The organism is Cryobacterium sp. CAN_C2 (genome assembly GCF_015751745.1).
GTDB lineage: Bacteria > Actinomycetota > Actinomycetes > Actinomycetales > Microbacteriaceae > Cryobacterium.
Genome location: NZ_JADOUX010000019.1, coordinates 1 through 19450, shown reverse-complemented (window position 1 = coordinate 19450; position 19450 = coordinate 1). Strand labels below are relative to the sequence as shown.

The window sequence follows — 19450 nt, the reverse complement described above, 5'->3', positions numbered from 1 at the left end:
GAGCTCCTCGTCACGGAGTGCGCCGAACGGCTTCAGGGTGGGGTTTTGGCGTTCACCCCGAAAGGTGGCGGTTCAGAATGCACTGAGGCTGCGCTGGCTCTCGCGAAGTCGCGGCCGCTCGATCGAAGCGCCATGACCATTCGCGCGGAGCGCAGATCTTTTGCGCTCCAAAAAGGCGAGGGCGAAAGCGATCCTTCGAGGCCTGGCTTTGGGGCCGGCACACCGAGTCGAACTTCTCGGAATCTCCCTGTATCGCCAGAACTTTGCCTGCGTTGCGGAAGCAGGTCAGCGAAAGGCGGTCGTAGCCGGGCAGAATCCCACGGTGGCCGCGAGGATGCATGCCCAGATCGGAATATGCATCCATCACGCCCAGCTTGCGGCGGTTGCGGAACTGAACAAGACCTAACTCGTCCGCAGAGCCACGCTCTTCGACCTGCACACCCCCGAGAACTGTCCCTGAGAAAACCGGCGGGACCCACCTCTTCGACCACGCCTCCACACCACCCCGCCGCGCCGCGCCATGAAATCCCCGCGCCCGTGCCGGACATGCCTCAGTATGAGAGTTGTGACAGACACCGAGCGCGACAAGCGGATGCGCAACCTCGTCGTGCTCGTCGCCGACCCCGTGCGCCGCTACCTGCACCGCCGCACCGACGCCGCGACGGCCGACGACGTGCTCGGCGACACCCTGCTGGTGTGCTGGCGCCGCCTCGACGATGTGCCCGACGACGCCCTCCCCTGGGCGATCGTCGTCGCTCGGCAGTGCCTCAGCAACGCACGGCGGGCCGAGCGTCGCCGCACCCGTCTCATCGGCCGTATCATCGCCATCGACCCACCGCCGGTCGCTGCGGACGACAGCACCGCAGCATCCACCGTCGACGGCACCACCGCCGACGCCCGCGTGACCACCGCCCTCGGCGGCCTGCGTCGCCACGACGCCGAGATCCTGTGCCTGTGGGCGTGGGACGAGCTGACGAGCCCGCAGATTGCCCTCGTGCTCGGTATCAGCGCGAACGCCGCGGCGATCCGACTGCACCGTGCGAAAGCGCGCCTCAAGCAGGAGCTACTGAAATCTGATAGCCCGACCGGACATGTATCCCATGACGAAGGGAGCACAAATGCACGACGATGACCGTGCGCTGCAAGATCAGCTGCGCGCCGCCGATCCGGCCCGCACTCTGCCCCCTGCCTCGCCGACGTGGCTCGACCACAGAATGGAGCAGATCATGACCGACCAGACCCCCAGCACCGGGACCGTCACCCCCGAGGCGCCGCGACCCTTCTTCCGGCGGTGGATGCCGGTGGTTGGCGTCGCCGTCGGCCTCGCCATCGCCGCCGCAATCGTCGTGCCCCTCACCCTCGGCGGACCGAAACCCACCGTCGAGGCGCTGCAGCCGCCCCTGGGCGGAGGCCTCGCGAGCGGCAGCTGCCTCGCGCTCGAGCCGGCGACCGTCGCCGCGCAGGAGCAGGCGTTCGCCGCGACGGTGCTGCAGATCCAGGGGGACACCGTTGTGCTGGAGGTCACGGAACGCTTCACCGGCGACGTCGCCGACCGCGTCGAGGTGACGCAGGTCGACGCGATGACCTCCGACTTCTCGGGCGTGCCCTTCGCGGTCGGCCAGAGCTACCTCGTCGGCGCACTCGACGGAACGATTACCGGCTGCGGCGTCACCGGGGCCGACAGCGCCGAGCTCCGCGCCGTCTACGACACAGCATTTCCCGGCTGATCCACGCCCGCGAGAGCGGCCGACGGGAACAGCGGATCGAATCGTCCCATCCATAGCGTGCGAAACGCCGTCGCTGGCGATTCCTCGACAGGAATCGGCGGCAGATGACATTTCTCCCGTCACGCCTGGGCGCGCGAAGTTCTCCGAGGCCGAGTTCGAGGCGATCACCGCGGACGTCAAGACCGCGGCACGTCAAGACCGCGGCGTACCGGGTCATCGCCGGACGGGGCTCCACCGACGGCGTGTCCCGGGTGATCGAGGTGCCGCTCTCCGACTCGAACTGGCGTGACCGAGGCACATCCGCGACTCGCCCGGGAGAGCCCGGACCGCTCCCCCGGCATTAACCGCTGATCTGCACCGGCGCACCGCCTGAGACGAGTGTCCAATCGACGCGTGCGAACGACGGTGGCTCCACCGCCTTGGCCCGGGTGACCCAGTCGATGATGAGCTGGCGGATCTCCTGCTGGGCATTGTGGACCACAGGCGCGGCCGTGACCCCGGGGAAAGCGCCGCCGCCGGACTGCCTGTAGTTGTTGATGGCGACGACGAACTGCGCCGTGGGGTCGATTGGGTCACCGTTGTAGTTGAGGTCGATGATCCTTGAACCGGGATCCCTGGCGACGTCGATCTTGTAGCTGAGCGGTGCGTCGAGTCCCCCCATCACGTCGTAGTTGTAGTCCGGCGTGCCCGTCGGCGCAACGGCGGTGACCGCGTTGGTGAGCTGGTCCGCCGTGAAGGGCCCGGTGCCGGTGACCTGTGTGAAGTACCGGGCAGACTTCTCGAGGTAGGCCTTGACCTCTGCGCCGGTGAGGGTGATGCCGAGAAGGGTGTTGTCGAAGATATACAGCCCGGCGACGTCGCGAACGGTCACCTCGCCGGCGGGGATCGCGGCCTCCCGATTGAACGGGGCCGCGATTGACAGGATCGGCAGGCCGGCCTGTGGTGTCCCGGCAATCGCCGCGCGCACCGCCTGACCCTGCACGAGGTTGATGAAGTCCAGTGCCGCGCTGTCCTCGTAGCGCGCGGTGGCGCAGGACATCGCCTCGGTGCAGCTGCCGATGACTGAGTTGACGTAACCGATGACCGTGTCGTGGTCGGCGCCGAGCAGGTCGATTACCTGAGGATCCTCGGGAACGGTGTTGCTGTTGAGCACGCTGGATCCGACGCTCTCGACCGCCCATCGGCCGTTGCGCTTGACCAACGACAGCTCGATCAGAGACAAACGCATACCCCAACGGAGCGGTTCGGTCAGAATCACGGTGCGACCGGTCTGTGAGTTGACGACTCGTCGCTCCGGGATTTCCTGGTGGGCATGACCGACCAGGATCGCATCGATCCCGGGAACCTGCTCGGCCACCAGGGTTGCCGCGTTCTCGGGATACGGGAGGGCGTCGCCATAGGACGACGAGTTCGTGGCGCCGGAGTGCGCGGCCACGACGACGACATCCGCCCCCGCGGCACGCATGCGGGGCACCCAGACCCCGGCCTGCTCGACCAGGCCGGGAAACGTCAGCTGACCCTCGACGTTCGCCTTGTCCCAGATAGCGATCCCGGGATTGGTCAGGCCGAGGATGCCCACCTTGATCGGTTTCTCACCGGCCGGTTTGATCGTCTTGATGACGTACGGCGCGAAGGCAGGCAGTCCGGTCGCTGCGTCCAGCGCGTTCGCGCCGAGTAGCGGAAAGTCGAGCTGATCGGCGAAGGTTCGAAGCAGCGGGATGCCGTAGTTGAACTCGTGGTTGCCGAGGGCTGCGGCGTCGTAGCCGATGTAGTTCATGGCCGCGGCCATCGGGTGCAGGTGACCGCCGGTGATCGGCGCGATGCGCGCAAAATAGTAGGCCAGTGGAGTTCCCTGAATCGTGTCGCCGGCGTCGATCATCAGCGTGTTCTCGCGCCCGCGCTGCAGACGGACCGCCTCGACGAGCGTGGCCACCTTGGCCAGGCCGATGTCGTTCCTCCCGGAGTCGTCGTATTGCGCGTTCTGGAAGTAGTTCCAATTGAAGACGCAGCCGTGCAGGTCGGTCGTGCCCATGATTGTCAGCGAGACCGAGTCTCCTGGGCGATGTCGCCCCCCACGCTCTGCGGCCTGGGCCGGCGTCATGCCGGCTGCGGTCAGAACGCTCACCGCCGCGAAACTACCCAGCACGGTGCGTCGAGTCAGTTGAATTGGCAAATTCACTCCCTAGGTGCGCCGCTGGATGGAGGCGTCGTGAGGCAAGTGATCAACCCCCAACAATAACGGTAGACCCGTCCGAGATGGCCTGTCAATCAGTCCAGGGCCTCGTCAGAGTCGCGTGGTGAGCGGGTGAGCAATATTCAGTCCGCGTGTGCAATCTCCTCAGGGAAGTGATCCCTGCTGCATACTCCAGCGCGCAGTGCGCTCAGCGACGTTGTCGAGGGCACGCTATCCAGGTCCGAATCAACCGGCTGGCGGCGCCAGCCCGAGCCGCGGATACATGATGACGAATGCCTCGTCGAGCCCATCCGTAAGAGCGGGTAGAACATGCCCCCCGTTAGGTGATTCCCAATACGTGACGGTCATGCCCGCGGCCGCTGCCGCATCCGCCATGCGTTTCTGACCCGGGATGAAACCCACATCGTCCGACCCGACAGTGAACACCGCGACAGTGTTGGGAAATCTCTTGGCGGCCAGCAGGTTGATGGGCTTCACCGCGTCATACGCGGCCTGGTCACCGTGGAAGACATCGGCGAGTGTCGCCGCTTGGATCTCCGATCCAGCGAACTCCTCACCGGAGATGTCTACGACGTTCGAGAACAGGTCCGGGTGCTTGGCGGCCAGTGAAATGGCGCACTGTCCGCCATTGGAATAGCCGGCGATGGTCCAGTAGCGTGGGTCGTTGATGATGTTGAGGTTCGCCCGTGCCCAATTGACGACATCCGTGGTGATAAAGGTCTCGGCGTTGCCAGAGTTTGGAGTGTCCAGGCACAGGGGGTCACCGGAAGGGTCGCCGAGTTGGTCGGCGACGATGACGATTGGGGCCAGACCGGCGTGAGCGGCAGCATCGCGGTCCAGCGTCGCGGCGATGAACGACGGATCGGGGTTTCCCGGTTGCCCCATGAGAAGGATCACCAGCGGCAACGCTGGCGGTTTCGCAACCAGCGCTGCGGGCGGCAGATAGATTCCGGCCGGCCTCGACGTAAATCCCGATACCGTGTTTGGAATGATCTGGCTCCCGGTCGTGCCTTTCGCGGGCTGGTCGGCCGGAGCTACCCAGCTTCGGTATAGCGCGCCGCCTGCGCCCGACCCTGCAGCAGAGGGGAGCGCGATCGCCGATTCCGTTGTGACGCCGAACAGCGAGCCCACAGTGTGGTTCAGTCCGAAGCTCGCATTGATCGCCAGCGTTCCCGCCACGAGGAATAACACTACGGATGCCGAGGCAGCGATCTTTCGGCGCACGCGCGACCGCAGGAGATTCGCGATGGCAACAGCGATCGCCACGCACGTTGCTACAAGCCACAAGAAGGAGACCAGCCCGGGCGACATACCGAACAGGTCGACAGCCGTCACCACCACGAACCACGCCGCCGCGGCGACACCGAGACCGGCGACTACCGCGATCAGCACCGTCACGATCCATCGCTTGGTCGGTGGCCGCGATAACAGGTAACCGAGATCGATGGTCGCAAGTCCGAGAACGATGTAGAGCAGGGGGGCATTGACGATGTCGATGCGCAGCACGGCCATACCGAGATCGTTAATGGGTGTCCCGCCTAACTGGTCGAATGAGAGCTTAGCCCCATCGACGATTGCTCAGCTGACGACGTCCGGTCTGAAGTCTGCGACCCCCGGTATAGCGATTCGAGGTGTTCGGCGCTGACACCAGTTCTGCGCATGTCCCGAAGCGGACCCAACGGTCGGGAGCAGACGACGTCGGGAGCGGGAAGCGCTCACCCAGCAAGGCCGGCTCAGACCGAAACAACATCGTGCGCACTCATTCTGTCTCCCCAGTCAGCCACGATGCCCGTCACCTTCGAGATGTGGAGCGCCCGACAGCGACACAATGACAGCGTTCCGGGTCTCGGCATTCATGTATGGGGGGAATCAGCCTGGTCAAGCCGACGTGATCCGGAGCATCACGCGATCCCGCCTGCCTTTTTTGGCCAGACGCTCGATCAGCATGATGATTCGATATTCAAGCTTGTACTTACCGAGAAAGATGACGTTCAGGCGTTCCGTGACGCCGGCCACGGTGACGATCTCTGCCCGTGCAGCGACGGATGCCACATCCTCTTTCACCTTGCCCATCCGGTCACAGGGGCGAAGCTCGACACGAGCGCTATTGCGCAGTCTCTTCACCTTGCCTGTGCCCTCCGGGGTCGTCACGACGAGTGCATCACCATCGCGGGCGATCCAAACCGGGGTCGACACCCCTTCACCTGACTTGCGAAAAGTCGTGAGTGAGACGAAGCGCTCGTCTCCTAACGCGTCCAGTGCTGAATCGAGAGTCACGATGCAAGTATGTTGGTCTCTTTCGTTCACGTCCACCGGTGCTCTCGCCAGCTCGCGGGCGCTCTCGGCACGCGAGTTGCTCTCGCCGCGTTGCTGGCCTCAGACTAGGGGTATCGGATCGCAACTGAGTCTTCCGCTGTCGGCTAAGGAGCTCACATGACCGAACCGAACGATGCACGCGTTGGCCTCTACATTGACTTCGATAACATCGTCATCTCGCGCTACCAGCAGCTGCACGGGCGAAATGCTTTTCAGCGCGACGGCATCCGCGATTTTGACAAAACGAGCCCGGATGCCGACCCCGAGATCGCCGCGAGACTGGCCGCCGCGACCGTCGACTTCAACGCCATCATCGATTTCGCCGCATCTTTCGGAGCCCTGGTCGTCAACCGGGCCTACGCCGACTGGTCAGTCCCCGTGAACGCGAACTACCAACGTCAGCTCATGTCTCGCGCGGTTGACCTCACCCAGCTGTTCACCGCCACGACGCGGGGAACGAAGAACGGTGCCGACATCCGTCTCGCCGTCGACGTGGTCGAAGATCTCTTTCGCCTGCCCGACCTCACCCACGTGATCATCGTCGCTGGCGACTCCGACTACATCGCCCTCGCCCAGAAGTCCAAACGACTCGGCCGGTTTGTCGTCGGCATCGGCGTCGCCGGGTCGACGAGCACGTCGCTCGCAGCGGCCTGCGACGAATTCGAAGATTACGACTCGCTCCCCGGAATCGGCACGGTCACCGCAGCCGCCTCCCCGGCCCCCGCGCCAGCCGAGAGACGCAGATCGGGCAAGAGGGCTGTCGAACCCGCTGATGTCGAGGTCACGGTAGCGCCCAGCACCGCCCGCAAGCCCACAACGAACCCGATGTTCTCCCACACCGAGGACTCGCAGTTCGACGAGTCGGAACCAGCTGACGACACCGATCCGCAGACGGTCGCCACCGAGCTCCTCGTGCGCGCACTGCAGATCGGTCACGCGAAGGGCGACGCCGACGAGTGGCTCAACACGGGCACGGTCAAGAACCAGATGCGCAGGATGGACCCGGCCTTCAATGAGAAGCCGCTCGGCTACCGCTCCTTCACCGACTTTCTCGCCTCGCGCAGCGACCTGGCCGAGCTTCAAGAGGATGGCCCGCACCGGCTGATTCGGCTGCGCCTGGAGTCCGACGGCCGACGCTGAGGCCATGGACGGATGCCGAACCAGAAGAATTGGGCCGGAGCTGACCCGCGCCCGCCGACGATCCGGCATTGGCACGACGCGTCACGGCGGGATCTCCTCTCCGGCGCGGCTACTTCGAAGAACACGGCCAAAGATCAGGTTCCGGCGTCGCCGGCACATCAACGAAGAAGCCCCGGTCAGTTGACCGGGGCTTCTTCGTAACTCATTCCGTTGGAGTCAGTGGCGTGGCTGTCAGTGGCGTGGCTGTCAGTGGCTACTGAGAGCCGGCTCGTCGAACTGGTTGCTCGTGTTGTTCACGCCGCCAGCCTTGAGCGCGGCGTCGCCGGCGAAGTACTCCTTGTGGTTGTCACCGAGGTCAGATCCAGACATGTTCTGGTGCTTGACCGTGGCAATTCCCTCACGAATTTCGCGACGCTGCACGCCCTTGACGTAGGCGAGCATGCCCTGGTCGGCGAAGTAGCCCTTGGCCAGGTCATCGGTCGAGAGTGCGGCCGTGTGGTACGTCGGCAGGGTGATGAGGTGGTGGAATATGCCGGCCTCGGCCGAGCTGTCGCGCTGGAAGGTGCGGATCTTCTCGTCGGCGTTCAGGGCCAGTTCGGTCTCGTCATAGTCGACGCTCATGAGCTTGGCGCGGTCGTAAGCCGACACGTCCCTGCCCTCGGCGAGGAGTGCGTCGTACGCCTGCTGACGGAAGTTGAGGGTCCAGTTGAACGACGGGCTGTTGTTGTAGACCAGCTTGGCGTTCGGGATCTCTTTGCGAACTTCGTTCATCATCGCGGCGATCTGGCCGATATGCGGCTTCTCGGTCTCGATCCAGAGCAGGTCGGCACCGTTCTGCAGCGACGTGATGCTGTCGAGCACGCAGCGAGCCTCACCGGTTCCGGCACGGAACTGGAACAGGTTGCTGGCCAGGCGCTTCGGGCGCAGCAGCTTGCCGTCCCGCTTGATGACGACATCGCCGTTGCCGAGGTCGGCCTCGGTGATCTCATCAACGTCGAGGAACGAGTTGTACTGGTCGCCCAGGTCGCCGGGCTCGTTGGTCACGGCGAGCTTCTGCGTGAGGCCGGCACCGAGCGAGTCGGTGCGCGAGACGATGATGCCGTTCTCAATGCCGAGTTCGAGAAAAGCGTAGCGAACGGCGTTGATCTTGGCGATGAAGTCCTCGTGAGGAACCGTGACCTTGCCGTCCTGGTGACCACACTGCTTCTCGTCCGAGACCTGGTTCTCGATCTGGATGGCGCAGGCACCGGCCTCGATCATTTTCTTGGCGAGCAGGTACGTCGCCTCGGGGTTACCGAATCCAGCGTCGATGTCGGCGATGATCGGCACAATGTGGGTCTCGAAGTTGTCGATCTGCGTCTGGATCGCGGCGACCGTCAAGTCGTCGCCGACGGTGCGTGCGTTGTCGAGGCCCGTGAACAGCAGGTCGAGTTCGCGGGCGTCAGCCTGGCGAAGGAAGGTGTACAGCTCCTCGACCAGTGCGGGGACGGCCGTCTTCTCGTGCATGGACTGGTCGGGGAGCGGACCGAACGCGCTGCGAAGTGCAGCAACCATCCAACCCGAGAGGTAGAGGTAGCGCTTGTTGGTCGTCTTCAGGTGCTTCTTGATTGAGATCATCTTCTGCTGGCCGATGAAACCGTGCCAGACGCCCAGCGACTGGGTGTAAACGGAGGAATCAGCGTCGTACTCCCCCATGTCCTTACGCATGATGTCCGCGGTGTACTGCGCGATCTCGAGGCCGGTCTTGAACCGGTTCTGCGCACGCATGCGCGCGACGGACTCGGGGTTGATGGCGTCCCAGCTGCTTCCAACCTGCTGCTTGAGAGCTTCGATGGCCTCGATGTCTTTCTGGTAGACAGTCATGTTCTTTCCTTCGACGTGTGTGGTGGGCTGAGCCGGGACTACTGACTCAACGGGCCGCTATCGGCTGCTGAATCAAGATTGACGCAAGAACAACCGGTCTTCTCCGGGAAGCTGTGCAGAAGAATATAGATTCTTCTGTTTTTAGAAAGTTATTCGCTGCAGATAGGTCGATTCCGGCCTTCGGCCGGACACACGATGACCAGCCGGCACTTCGGGCACCGATGGCAGAATTCCAGGCCGTCGGCGGTATCGACGCCGTCCGTGATCATCTCGCTGCCGCACGCGGGGCAGGTGAGTGCATTGTCGGTGGCGAGCATCCGGCCAGTTTGGTGAGCCACAGAAAACTCATGCGTGCATGCGGCTCGTGTCACCGGGCGATTTCAGGCCGGCGCCGCACAGGGGCACGACAACCGATCGGGCCGTGAGCAGGCTCGCGGCGACCGCCCAGGTGGGGCTGGCGTCATCGAAGCCCTGGTCGACGGCGGCACGCACAGCGGCGAAACACACCGCCGAGGTCGGCTCCACGAAGAGTCCTTCGTTGGCAAGTTCCTGGCATGCGGCCGCGGTCTGTTGGTCGGTAACGGAGACGATGGTGCCGCCGGTGGCGCGCACGGCCCGTACTATCTGTTTTCCCCGGGGAGGCGCCGCAATGGCGATGCCCTCCGCGATCGTGGCACCGCCGTCAACGGCCAGAGGGGCGTCGAGTCCCAGCTCCATTGCCTGTTCAAGCGGTGAACAAGCAGAAGCCTGCACCGCGATGATCCGCGGCATCCGCTCAGCAAGCCCAGCGGCAACCAGCTCGCTGAGGGCGAGGTAACAGCCGAGCACCATCGTGCCGTTGCCGACCGGAACGACGACGGTCTCTGGCAGCGAGCGCCCGCGCTGCTCCCAGATCTCGTAGCCGTAGGTTTTCACACCGTGCAGAAAGTACGGGTGGTAGACGTGGCTCGCGTACAGCACGCCGTCCTGCCCCGCCGCCTGAAGGGCCGCTGCGGAGGTATCCGCTCGCGAGCCGGGCACCAGTTCAACCGTGGCACGGTGCGCGCGCATCTGCGCGAGCTTGCCGGGCGACGTGGATTCGGGAACGTACACCGTGCAGCCGATGCCGGCCCGCCCGAAGTAGGCGGCCATCGCCGTTCCGGCATTTCCGCTGCTGTCGACCATGGCGTTTGTGACGCCCAGCCGTTTGGCGAGGGTCGCGAGCACCACGGCTCCGCGGTCTTTGAACGAGAGCGTCGGCAGCAGAAAGTCGAGTTTGAGCTGTACATGGGCGAGCGCGCGGGACGGTACGAGCGGCGACAGTCCCTCCCCCAGTGTGATTGTCGGGTCGACTTCGATCGGCAGCGCCTCGGCATAGCGCCAGAGTGACGGGGTGCGCTCGGGCAGAGCCGCGGCATCCACGTTAAAAGCGAACTCGGCGACGTCGAGAACGCCGCCGCAGGTGCACCGCCAGACCAGGCTCTCGACCGGGTAGATTGCGTCGCACTCGAAGCAGACGAGATCGGGCAGATCACTCATCGTTTCAGACTAGCTGCCGGTGGTGAACTTCCAGGTGCTCGTTGCGACGGGGTTACCGGCAAGGTCACGCACGGCCGTGGTGCCGCCGGTGACGGTGACGGTGAAGGTGGTGGTCGCGGCGAGCGTGCCGCCCGGGTTCAGAATCCATTGATCGGTGGTGCCGTTGCGCGAGACGACGGCGGCGATCGCGGCGCCGGTTGCCGTGTTCTTCAGACCGAAAGTGGATGCCGCCACCCCCGCCATCGCCTCACTGAAGGTGACAGAGACACTCGCGGTGCGACTGGCGCCCGTTACCCCGCTCGCGGGGGCGCGGGTGGTGATGGTGGGCGCCGGTCCGGTGGTGAAGCTCCACCCCGTCGACACGAGCGGATTGCCCGCCGCATCGCGAACACCCGCGGCTCCCCCGGTGAGGCTCACGCTGTATTTCGTGTCGGCCGCGAGGCTCGCACCGGGGTTCAGTGTTGCCACCCGCGTCGTCGTGTCGTAGGCGACTGCGGCCGATAGAACGCTGCCGGCCGGGTTCTTCAGCCGCATCGTGGCGGTCGACACGCCCTGCACGGCTTCACTGAACGTTGCCGTCGCGTTGGCGGTCTGTGTGACCCGGGTGGCGAGGCTCACCGGTGACTTCGCCGTGATCGTGGGGGCGGTCGTATCGATGCCCGAGGCGGTTCCAGTGACGACGAGGTCGTCGAACTTGGCCGCGTCGTTCTTACTGCCAAAACCGACCCGGCCAAAGTTGAGAGTCGAGTCGGTGGCTTGGGCGACAAGGGCGGTCCCGCGAAAGACGCGAATAACCGAGCCCTGCCGTTCGATGCGAATGGAGTAGTAGGTGCCGGCCACAATCGTCCTGGCGATGTCGGCGATCTGTGAGGCGGTGCCGTTCGAAACGCGGAACAATCCGTTGCTCACAGCATCCTGACCCTCGCTGAAGTTCGCGAAGTAGTAGTTGGAGGCGTCTTGGTAGTCGAAGACGATCGAGAAATCGTTCCAGGGCGACGACGTGGCAATGGTCGCCCCGGTGGCCATGACAGAGAAGTCCCCCGACATGGCTGTCTTCTGGAGGGCGAGGTTGGCGTTCGGCAGGGCCGCCGTCGACGGGGCGGTGAGCGAATACCGGCCAGAGGCCACCGCCCAGGTGCCGCCGCGGATTTCGGTGAAGTTCGCGGCCGAGGAGGTGAAGGTTTCGCGAATTGTCGCAGCTCTCGGGGTCACGATGTTTGCCGGGCTCGCTGCCGGGCTCGACCCCGCGGTGTTGACCGCCGTGACCGCGACGACATAGGTGGTTCCGTTGGCCAGGGAGTCAATCGTGGTGGTGCGCAGCGCGCCGTCGACGGTGGACGACGCCATGACCGTGCCGCCGACGCTCACCGTCGCCACGTAGGTGTCTGCCACCGGAGTTCCTGCGGCGGGCCCAGCCCACGAGACGAATACTCGGGCATCACCCGCGATCGCCGTGACGGCGGTCGGCGCGGCGGGTTTGGCGGTCGACACGACGGGCGTCAGGAAGCCGCTGTTCGAGGTATTCCAGTGCGTGGCCAGATAGTTCGACGCTGGTGCGGCGCCCGGATAGTAGTAGTCGTCGTCGTGGCAGTCGATGGCCCAGTCAATGCCCGGGCAGGTGAAGGTCATCGTGCCCCCCATGGCGAAGTACGGACCTCCGTCGTGGTAACACATGAGGTCGGCATCGTCGTAGCAGTGGCCACCTTGGGTCGAGTGCGGCGCGGTGTATTGCACCGCCCCGATGTTGTGCCCAACCTCGTGGGCGATCACGGACATGTCCAGATAGGCCGACATCGAGTAGCGCGGGCGGGAGTCATTATTGGCATTGAGACCCGGATCCGGTTGGTCGTCGATCGACAGCTCACCCTGGCCACCGAAGGGATAGGAATCCTGCACCTGATCGATATAGGCAATGTAGAGACGGTCATTACTGATGTAGTCGACCGGCCCGAGACCGTAGGTGACCTGGTTCTGCAGACTGGCGACATAGTCATCAAAGGTGAAGGTGGCATCGGCGCCGACCGGAAGCAGGGTCACGTTGCGCACGGTGACATCCGCGCCGTTTTCGCACAGAAAGCGGTAATTCTGGCTGGTGGCGGCATCCGCTGCCTCAAGATTGTTGTTGACCTGCCGCATCGTGTCGCGCAGCGGGACAACGGTGCTGGCGTACCGGTTGGCGCGATCCTGCGGAACCCCGTAGATCACCTCGATCCGTTTACTGCTGACGCCGCCGACGCCGCACAGTGCGGTCAGTTCCAAGGCCGGTGCGGCGCCAACGCCCTGTTCCACGGCAGCGGATGTCTGCTTCAGCTTGGCCGCACCGCCGAACGCGCCCACGGGGTCAGGTCCGTGGCTGCACACCGCCGTCTTGGCGAGCGTGACCTTGAGCCGGGCGCAGATCATGGCGAGGTCCGGGGCGGTTTGCACGACGCTCGTCGTGGATGCGTCGGCAACGTTGGTCGGCAGCAGCGAAAACGACGTGGCGATCATGGCGCCCAACGCGAGCGCGGCGAGGGTGCGACCAATAGTGCGGGACGGCTGCGGAGCACGAACAAAATTCATCTTCGTGTCCTTTCGGTGCGGGCCACGATGTAGACATCAAGGTAGTGCGGTTCGCCGAGACCGACAAGGGCAGTTGGAATCAGCGTCGATGAATATCCTCAAACCATGATCGCTCGGGGAATCCGTCTCTCGTGGGCAGCTCTGTCACGATCGGACGGCATGCCCGCGTGAACGGATCGACCAGAGGAGCGAATACCTTCATCGCGACCGGTGTGGCGCTGTTTCCCGGTTCGGTGATCGGCAAACGCGCCGCGGTGCGGTGAATGGTGTCGTGCACATCAAGAGTCGGCTGCACAACGGGGCGGTCGTGCCGATCGGCTGGGTGGCCGTAAGCGACCCCGACACGGACTGAGGGTGGATGCCACGTAGGGTTGACCTATGGTAATTCGGCGGTACTGGCGCATCGCGGTGTTCGCACCGATCGTGGGGTTTCTCCTCGCTTCGGCCGTGGCCGTTGTGATGACCAACGGCGGCAGCGGAGAAACCGAATTTCGGTTCTGGTTTGTTGTACGCTCGATGGCGAACTACGGCGTGATTGGCCTGGTCATAGCGGTCACCGCGCTGCTCGGTGGCCTCGCCGCCGTGGCCGGTTTTGATCGACACCTCACTAAATCGTCGCGCGCGCGAACGATCCTCGCCGCAGTCGGCGCGATGGGCGGTGTGGTGCTCTTATCAGGCGTCATCGGCATCGTGCTGTCGATGTTGGACGACGGCCTGTATGCCGGCGTGACCATCACCTTCGGCGCGTTCTTCGGCGTGGCGGCCGGCGTCGTGGCGGCGGTCATGGTGCACTACGCGGAGCGGCAAAGCCGCCCGGCGAGGCACCGTATCTCAGCCGAGTCCTAGGGCACCTGCGCGCACCACATCAGGCGGCATGGCGGCGGCGGCCTCGACGTTCAGCGACGAATAGCCCCGGCCGCGTCCCAGCGGCTCTCTCCCAGCGGATGCTTGCTCACCGAAACAGGAAGGCAGCGCCACGCCCAGCAGACGGACGAGATCTTCGCCCGCCACGGTCTGCTACTCGCATCATTCGGAGCGCGGAGCTGCACTCAACAGTACGGATGGGCGAATCCATTGCCATCTAGTGAAATCAGTGTTTTACTGGGTGCACGATAAGAGGTGAGCGGATGGCCGACAGCACCACCCGCACGGCCGAGCGCGCCCTGACCCTGCTCAGAGTGGTCTGCGAGCGCGGCTTTGTCACCCTCGGCGATGCGGCCAAATCCACCGACCTGTCACCGAGCACCGCCCTTCGGCTGTTGCGCACGCTCGAATCCACGTCGTTCGTGCGTCGAGACGGCGCGGGAGCATATCGGCCGGGGGTGGCCATCGTGCAGCTCGGCGTGCTCGCACTCAGCCACGAATCGCTCGTTGCCGTGTGCCAGGAAGCCATGAACCGGGTGGTCGAGCAGACCGGAGAATCCGCGTACCTGAGCGTTCCGGCCCCCGGTCGGCAAGGGCTCTATATTGCCATCGTCGAAGGCACCCATTCCGTGCGGCACGCCAACTGGGTCGGGCGCCGGTTTCCCGCCGAGTCCAGTGCATCGGGCCGGGTGCTCGACGGCGCAACCGACGCGAGCGGATACTGCGTCGTCAGCGACGGTGTCGAGCACGACGTCACAGCCATCGCCGTGCCGGTCCGGGTGGGAGACCGCGTGGTCGGCGCCCTGAGCGTGGTCGTTCCGAGCTACCGAGTCACACCGAACAGCATCGAGCAGATGGCGCAGGTTCTGCTCGCTGAAGGCCGCGCGCTGTATCGCGACGAAGCATCCGTTTAGAAACGCATTCGAAGGAGAATACGCATGACGACCACCGCGACCCACACCGCACGCCCCGTTCGCGCCGCCCGCGGCACCGAACTGACCGCGAAGAGCTGGCAGACCGAGGGACCGCTGCGCATGCTCATGAACAACCTCGACCCCGAGGTCGCCGAGCGACCCGACGATCTTGTCGTCTACGGCGGCACCGGCAAGGCCGCCCGCAACTGGGAGTGCTACGACGCGATCGTGCGCACCCTCGAAACGCTGGAGAAAGACGAAACGCTCCTCGTACAATCGGGCAAACCGGTCGGCGTCTTTCGCACCCATGAGTGGGCGCCGCGGGTACTCATCGCCAACTCCAACCTCGTCGGTGACTGGGCCACCTGGCCCGAGTTTCGCCGCCTCGAGCATCTCGGACTGACCATGTATGGGCAGATGACCGCCGGATCATGGATCTATATCGGCACCCAGGGCATTCTGCAGGGCACCTACGAAACCTTCGGCGCCGTCGCCACCAAGAAGTTCAACGGCACCCTCGCCGGCACCCTGACGTTGACCGGCGGCGCCGGAGGCATGGGCGGCGCACAGCCGCTCGCCGTGACCATGAATGACGGCGTCGTGCTCATCGTCGACGTCGACCCGGCGCGGCTACAACGCCGGGTCGACCACGGCTACCTCGATGAGATGACAGACGACATCGACGAGGCAATCGCCCGGGTACTCGCAGCGAAGACCGAACGTCGGGCCCTGTCGGTGGGCCTGGTCGGCAATGCCGCGACCGTGTTCGGCGAGTTGCTGGCTCGCGAGGTGCCGATCGATATCGTCACCGACCAGACCAGCGCCCACGACCCGCTCTCCTATCTGCCGGAGGGCGTCACCATCGAGCAGTGGCACGCCTACGCGGCCGAGAACCCCGAAGAGTTCACCGTGCGCGCTCGGGCCGCGATGGCCAAGCAGGTGCAGGCCATGGTCGAGTTTCAGGATGCCGGAGCCGAGGTTTTCGACTACGGCAACTCCATTCGCGCCGAGGCGAAGCTCGGCGGTTACGAGCGAGCCTTCGAGTTTCCCGGGTTCGTGCCGGCCTATATTCGCCCGTTGTTCGCCGAGGGTAAAGGCCCGTTCCGTTGGGTGGCCCTCTCTGGTGACCCGGCCGACATTTTGGCCACCGACAAGGCCATACTGGAGCTGTTTCCAAACGACACCCAGTTGCACCGCTGGATCACCAAAGCCGAAGAGAAAGTGCACTTCGAAGGGCTACCGGCCCGCATCTGCTGGCTGGGCTACAAGGAACGTCATCTGGCCGGCCTCAAGTTCAACGAGATGGTCGCCTCCGGCGAGCTCAGCGCGCCGATCGTGATCGGCCGCGACCACCTCGACTCCGGCTCGGTCGCCTCGCCCTACCGCGAGACCGAGGACATGTTGGACGGCTCCGACGCCATCGCCGACTGGCCACTGCTGAACGCCCTACTGAATACTGCCTCGGGCGCAACCTGGGTGTCGATTCACCACGGCGGCGGCGTTGGAATCGGCCGCAGCATCCACGCCGGGCAGGTCATCGTCGCCGATGGCACCGCGTTGGCCGCCGAGAAGATCGAACGCGTGCTCACCAACGACCCCGGCACCGGAGTCATGCGGCACGTCGATGCGGGCTACGAGCGGGCCGAAGAGGTGGCCCGCGAGCGCGGCCTGCGCGTGCCCATGTGGGAAGACTGAGGTGGCGGCGGCGTCCGGGTTCTGGTGCGAATCACTGCTGATTGACGGGATCGCCGTCGCGGGGGTGCGGCTTGAGGTGGACGCGGCGGGGAACATCGCGCGGGTTCAGCCCCGAACTGCGTGCGAGGCCGCCGACATCCGTTTGGGAACGGTTATGCCGGGCTTTGGCAATGCGCACTCGCACGCTTTTCACCGGGCGTTGCGCGGCCAGACGCACGGGGAGGGCGGCGATTTCTGGCTCTGGCGCGAGCGCATGTTCCGGGTCGCCGCGCGGCTCGACCCTTCGACATACCAGTCACTGGCGACGGCGGTATTCGCCGAAATGCTCGTGAGCGGCTACACCGCCGTCGGCGAGTTCCACTACCTGCACCACCGCAGTGATGGCGAGCCGTATGAGCCTGTGCATGCCATGGAACTGGCTCTCGCCGCGGCGGCACGAACTGTCGGCATCCGTTTGGTACTGCTCGATACGGTGTATTTGCAGGGCGGCATTGGGCGGGAGCTCGCGCCCGAGCAGCGCGCGTTCGGCGACTCGAGTGCTGCCGGTTGGCTGGCCCGGTGGCAGTCACTGCGCTCGCAGCTCGCCGGCGAGGATCTCGTGACGCTCGGCGCGGCCCTGCACTCGGTTCGGGCTGTGACACCCGACGCGATGCGCGAGGTGCTCGACGGACTGCCGCCGGAGATTCCCCTGCACATTCACCTGTCGGAGCAGCCGCAGGAGAACGCAGATTGTCTGGCGGCTTACGGTCTGACACCGGCCGGCCTGCTCGATTCGCTGGGCGCTCTTGCACCGCGGCTGAGTGTGGTGCACGCGACGCACCTGAGCGACGATGACCGAAAACTGCTCGGTGACGCCGGAGTGAGCGTCGTGATGTGTCCGACCACCGAGGCGGACCTCGGCGACGGCATCGGCCCGGCACTCGCGCTGGCCGCGGCGGGCTCGTCGATCGCTCTCGGCTCCGATCAGAACGCGGTCATCGACCCTTTTCTGGAGATGCGCGGTCTCGAAATGGGTGAACGGCTCGCGTCCTTGAAGCGCGGACGTTTCGCCCCCGCCGCGTTGCTGGGCGCCGCCACTGTTGCTGGCTACGCCGCCCTCGGGCTCGGACGACATCGGCTGCAGCCCGGCGACCCCTGTGATCTCGTCGAGATCAGCACGACGGGCGTGCGCACGGCCGGGTCGGTTCCCGGGCAGCTGCCGTTGACCGCGACGGCGTCTGACGTGCTGCGCGTTATCGTCGGCGGACGCCTCGTGGCCGAGTGCGGTGATCTGGCCGGCGGCGCCCACCCGGCGGCGCTGATGACAGAGGCTCTGGCTAGGCTCGGCGCATGAATAGCACCGAACTGATCACGGGCATCGGCGAACTGACCACGCAGGTCGAATCTACGTCGCCTCGCGAGCGGCTGCACGACGCAGCCCTTGTGGTCGGCGACGGCCGCATTCTGTGGATCGGCCCGGCCGCCCGGGCACCCGCGGCCGATCATCGAACGGATGTTGACGGGCGCGCGGTTCTGCCCGGCTGGGTTGACACGCACACCCATCTCGTGTTCGGCGGGGACCGTTCAGCGGAGTTCGAAGCCCGCATGGCTGGCCAGGCCTACGCCGCCGGCGGCATCAACACGACCGTCGCCGCCACCCGCGCCGCCACCGAAGACCAGCTCGTGGCCACGGCTCAGCGGCTGCGCCACGAGGCGGAAGGGCAGGGCACCACTTTTCTCGAAACGAAGACCGGGTACGGTCTCGACGTGGCGAGCGAAGCACGTTCGGCACGCGCTGCCGCGAGTGTCGCCGATGTCGTGACCTTTCTTGGTGCCCACATTGTGCCCGCCGGCATGGGTCGTCGCACTTACCTCGACCTCGTCACCGGGCCGATGCTGCAGGCCGTGCTGCCGTATGTGCAGTTCATCGACGCGTTCTGTGAGCGGGGCGCGTTCGACGTGGAGGAAACCCGTGAGGTGCTGTTGGCCGGCCGTGCCGCCGGCCTGGGGTTGCGCGTGCACGGTAATCAGCTCGGTTTCAGCGGTGGCGTGCGGCTGGCCGCCGAGCTCGGCGCCCTCAGTGTTGACCACTGCAATTATCTGGAACCGGCCGACATCGACGCGCTGGCCGCCGGGGCGACGGTCGTCACTCTGCTGCCGGCCTGCGATCTGTCGACCCGACAACCGTTTCCTCCCGCCCGACGGCTGCTCGACGCCGGTGTGACCATCGCCCTGGCGACCAATTGCAATCCGGGCACCTCGTACACGACCTCGATGCCATACTGTGTGGCCACCGCCGTGTTGCAAATGGGCCTGACCGTCGGCGAGGCCGTCTGGGCCGCCACGCGCGGTGCGGCCCGGTCGCTCGGCCGCGACCGGGGAACGGATGCCATCGGCTCCCTGTTTGTCGGCGGCCGCGCCGACTTGCAGGTTCTGAACGCTCCGTCGATTTCGCACTTGGCCTACCGAGTCGGGGTTCCGCTGACCGGCGCCGTCTGGCGACAGGGTGTGCGCGTCGCGCCCATGCCGTAAGCGGATGATGCACCCCTGCGTTCGATCCCACCCACTCCAGGCAACTTTGGCCTAGGTGCGCCAGTGGGGTTTTGGGCTGGGCGTATTCGCGCGGTGGCTGTGGGCGGGTCGCCAGGTTTGGGTGGGGTCCCAGAGGAGGGGGCCGA

At 65.3% G+C, this 19450-nt stretch carries 16 protein-coding genes; 8 read left to right on the top strand and 8 right to left on the bottom strand.

Annotation, left to right across the window (positions count from 1 at the left end):
• Nucleotides 1-52 precede the first annotated feature (52 nt).
• Nucleotides 53-439, bottom strand: a complete 387-nt coding sequence (locus tag IWX77_RS13920; protein WP_196845110.1) for a hypothetical protein — start codon at nt 437-439, stop codon at nt 53-55.
• Nucleotides 440-565: 126 nt separating this feature from the next.
• Here IWX77_RS13920 and IWX77_RS13915 point away from each other — a divergent pair, with 126 nt between their 5' ends.
• Together IWX77_RS13915 and IWX77_RS13910 are read left to right on the top strand one after the other, a co-directional pair.
• Complete coding sequence (locus IWX77_RS13915; RefSeq protein ID WP_196845109.1) at nt 566-1132, top strand: RNA polymerase sigma factor; 567 nt, start codon at nt 566-568, stop codon at nt 1130-1132.
• Nucleotides 1119-1727: a hypothetical protein gene (locus IWX77_RS13910; RefSeq protein ID WP_196845108.1), complete on the top strand. Its 609-nt coding sequence runs from the start codon at nt 1119-1121 to the stop codon at nt 1725-1727. Before IWX77_RS13915 ends, IWX77_RS13910 begins: the two co-directional genes overlap by 14 nt.
• 340 nt (nt 1728-2067) lie before the next feature.
• Here the strand turns inward: IWX77_RS13910 and IWX77_RS13905 are convergent, their stop codons facing one another.
• From IWX77_RS13905 to IWX77_RS13895, 3 genes are all read right to left on the bottom strand, one after another.
• On the bottom strand, nt 2068-3906 hold the full coding sequence (locus IWX77_RS13905; RefSeq protein WP_442784471.1) for a bifunctional metallophosphatase/5'-nucleotidase: 1839 nt from the start codon (nt 3904-3906) through the stop codon (nt 2068-2070).
• Between the two features lie 240 nt (nt 3907-4146).
• Nucleotides 4147-5433 (bottom strand): alpha/beta hydrolase, encoded by a 1287-nt coding sequence (locus IWX77_RS13900; RefSeq protein ID WP_327012195.1) that lies wholly within the window; start codon nt 5431-5433, stop codon nt 4147-4149.
• Nucleotides 5434-5799: 366 nt separating this feature from the next.
• Nucleotides 5800-6198, bottom strand: coding sequence for a PPOX class F420-dependent oxidoreductase (locus IWX77_RS13895; RefSeq protein WP_297413999.1), 399 nt, complete (start codon nt 6196-6198; stop codon nt 5800-5802).
• Nucleotides 6199-6354: 156 nt separating this feature from the next.
• On the opposite strand from IWX77_RS13895, the gene IWX77_RS13890 reads away from it, so the two are divergent.
• Nucleotides 6355-7377, top strand: coding sequence for an NYN domain-containing protein (locus IWX77_RS13890; RefSeq protein WP_196845107.1), 1023 nt, complete (start codon nt 6355-6357; stop codon nt 7375-7377).
• Between the two features lie 246 nt (nt 7378-7623).
• Here the strand turns inward: IWX77_RS13890 and IWX77_RS13885 are convergent, their stop codons facing one another.
• The 4 genes from IWX77_RS13885 to IWX77_RS17230 all read right to left on the bottom strand — a co-directional run bounded on the left by IWX77_RS13885 (nt 7624) and on the right by IWX77_RS17230 (nt 13320).
• Nucleotides 7624-9240 (bottom strand): isocitrate lyase, encoded by a 1617-nt coding sequence (locus tag IWX77_RS13885; RefSeq protein ID WP_196845106.1) that lies wholly within the window; start codon nt 9238-9240, stop codon nt 7624-7626.
• A gap of 149 nt (nt 9241-9389) precedes the next feature.
• A complete protein-coding gene (locus tag IWX77_RS13880; RefSeq protein ID WP_196845105.1) occupies nt 9390-9557 on the bottom strand; it encodes a hypothetical protein in 168 nt (55 codons plus the stop codon).
• A gap of 28 nt (nt 9558-9585) precedes the next feature.
• Nucleotides 9586-10758, bottom strand: coding sequence for a threonine synthase (locus tag IWX77_RS13875; protein ID WP_196845104.1), 1173 nt, complete (start codon nt 10756-10758; stop codon nt 9586-9588).
• A 9-nt stretch (nt 10759-10767) separates the two neighbouring features.
• Nucleotides 10768-13320: an Ig-like domain-containing protein gene (locus tag IWX77_RS17230; RefSeq protein ID WP_327012196.1), complete on the bottom strand. Its 2553-nt coding sequence runs from the start codon at nt 13318-13320 to the stop codon at nt 10768-10770.
• A gap of 378 nt (nt 13321-13698) precedes the next feature.
• Between IWX77_RS17230 and IWX77_RS13865 the strand changes: the two genes are divergently transcribed.
• The 5 genes from IWX77_RS13865 (at nt 13699) to hutI (ending at nt 19304) form a co-directional block, all read left to right on the top strand.
• Nucleotides 13699-14166 carry a hypothetical protein gene (locus tag IWX77_RS13865; protein ID WP_196845103.1) on the top strand — a complete coding sequence of 156 codons (468 nt, stop codon included), beginning with the start codon at nt 13699-13701 and terminating at the stop codon, nt 14164-14166.
• 281 nt (nt 14167-14447) lie between these two features.
• Entirely contained in the window at nt 14448-15098 is a 651-nt protein-coding gene (locus IWX77_RS13860; RefSeq protein WP_196845102.1) for an IclR family transcriptional regulator, read from the top strand.
• A 24-nt stretch (nt 15099-15122) separates the two neighbouring features.
• Nucleotides 15123-16793, top strand: coding sequence for a urocanate hydratase (gene hutU / locus IWX77_RS13855; RefSeq protein WP_196845101.1), 1671 nt, complete (start codon nt 15123-15125; stop codon nt 16791-16793).
• A gap of 1 nt (nt 16794) precedes the next feature.
• Nucleotides 16795-18126: a formimidoylglutamate deiminase gene (locus IWX77_RS13850; protein ID WP_327012197.1), complete on the top strand. Its 1332-nt coding sequence runs from the start codon at nt 16795-16797 to the stop codon at nt 18124-18126.
• Nucleotides 18123-19304, top strand: a complete 1182-nt coding sequence (gene hutI, locus IWX77_RS13845; protein ID WP_196845099.1) for an imidazolonepropionase — start codon at nt 18123-18125, stop codon at nt 19302-19304. Before IWX77_RS13850 ends, hutI begins: the two co-directional genes overlap by 4 nt.
• Nucleotides 19305-19450 lie beyond the last annotated feature (146 nt).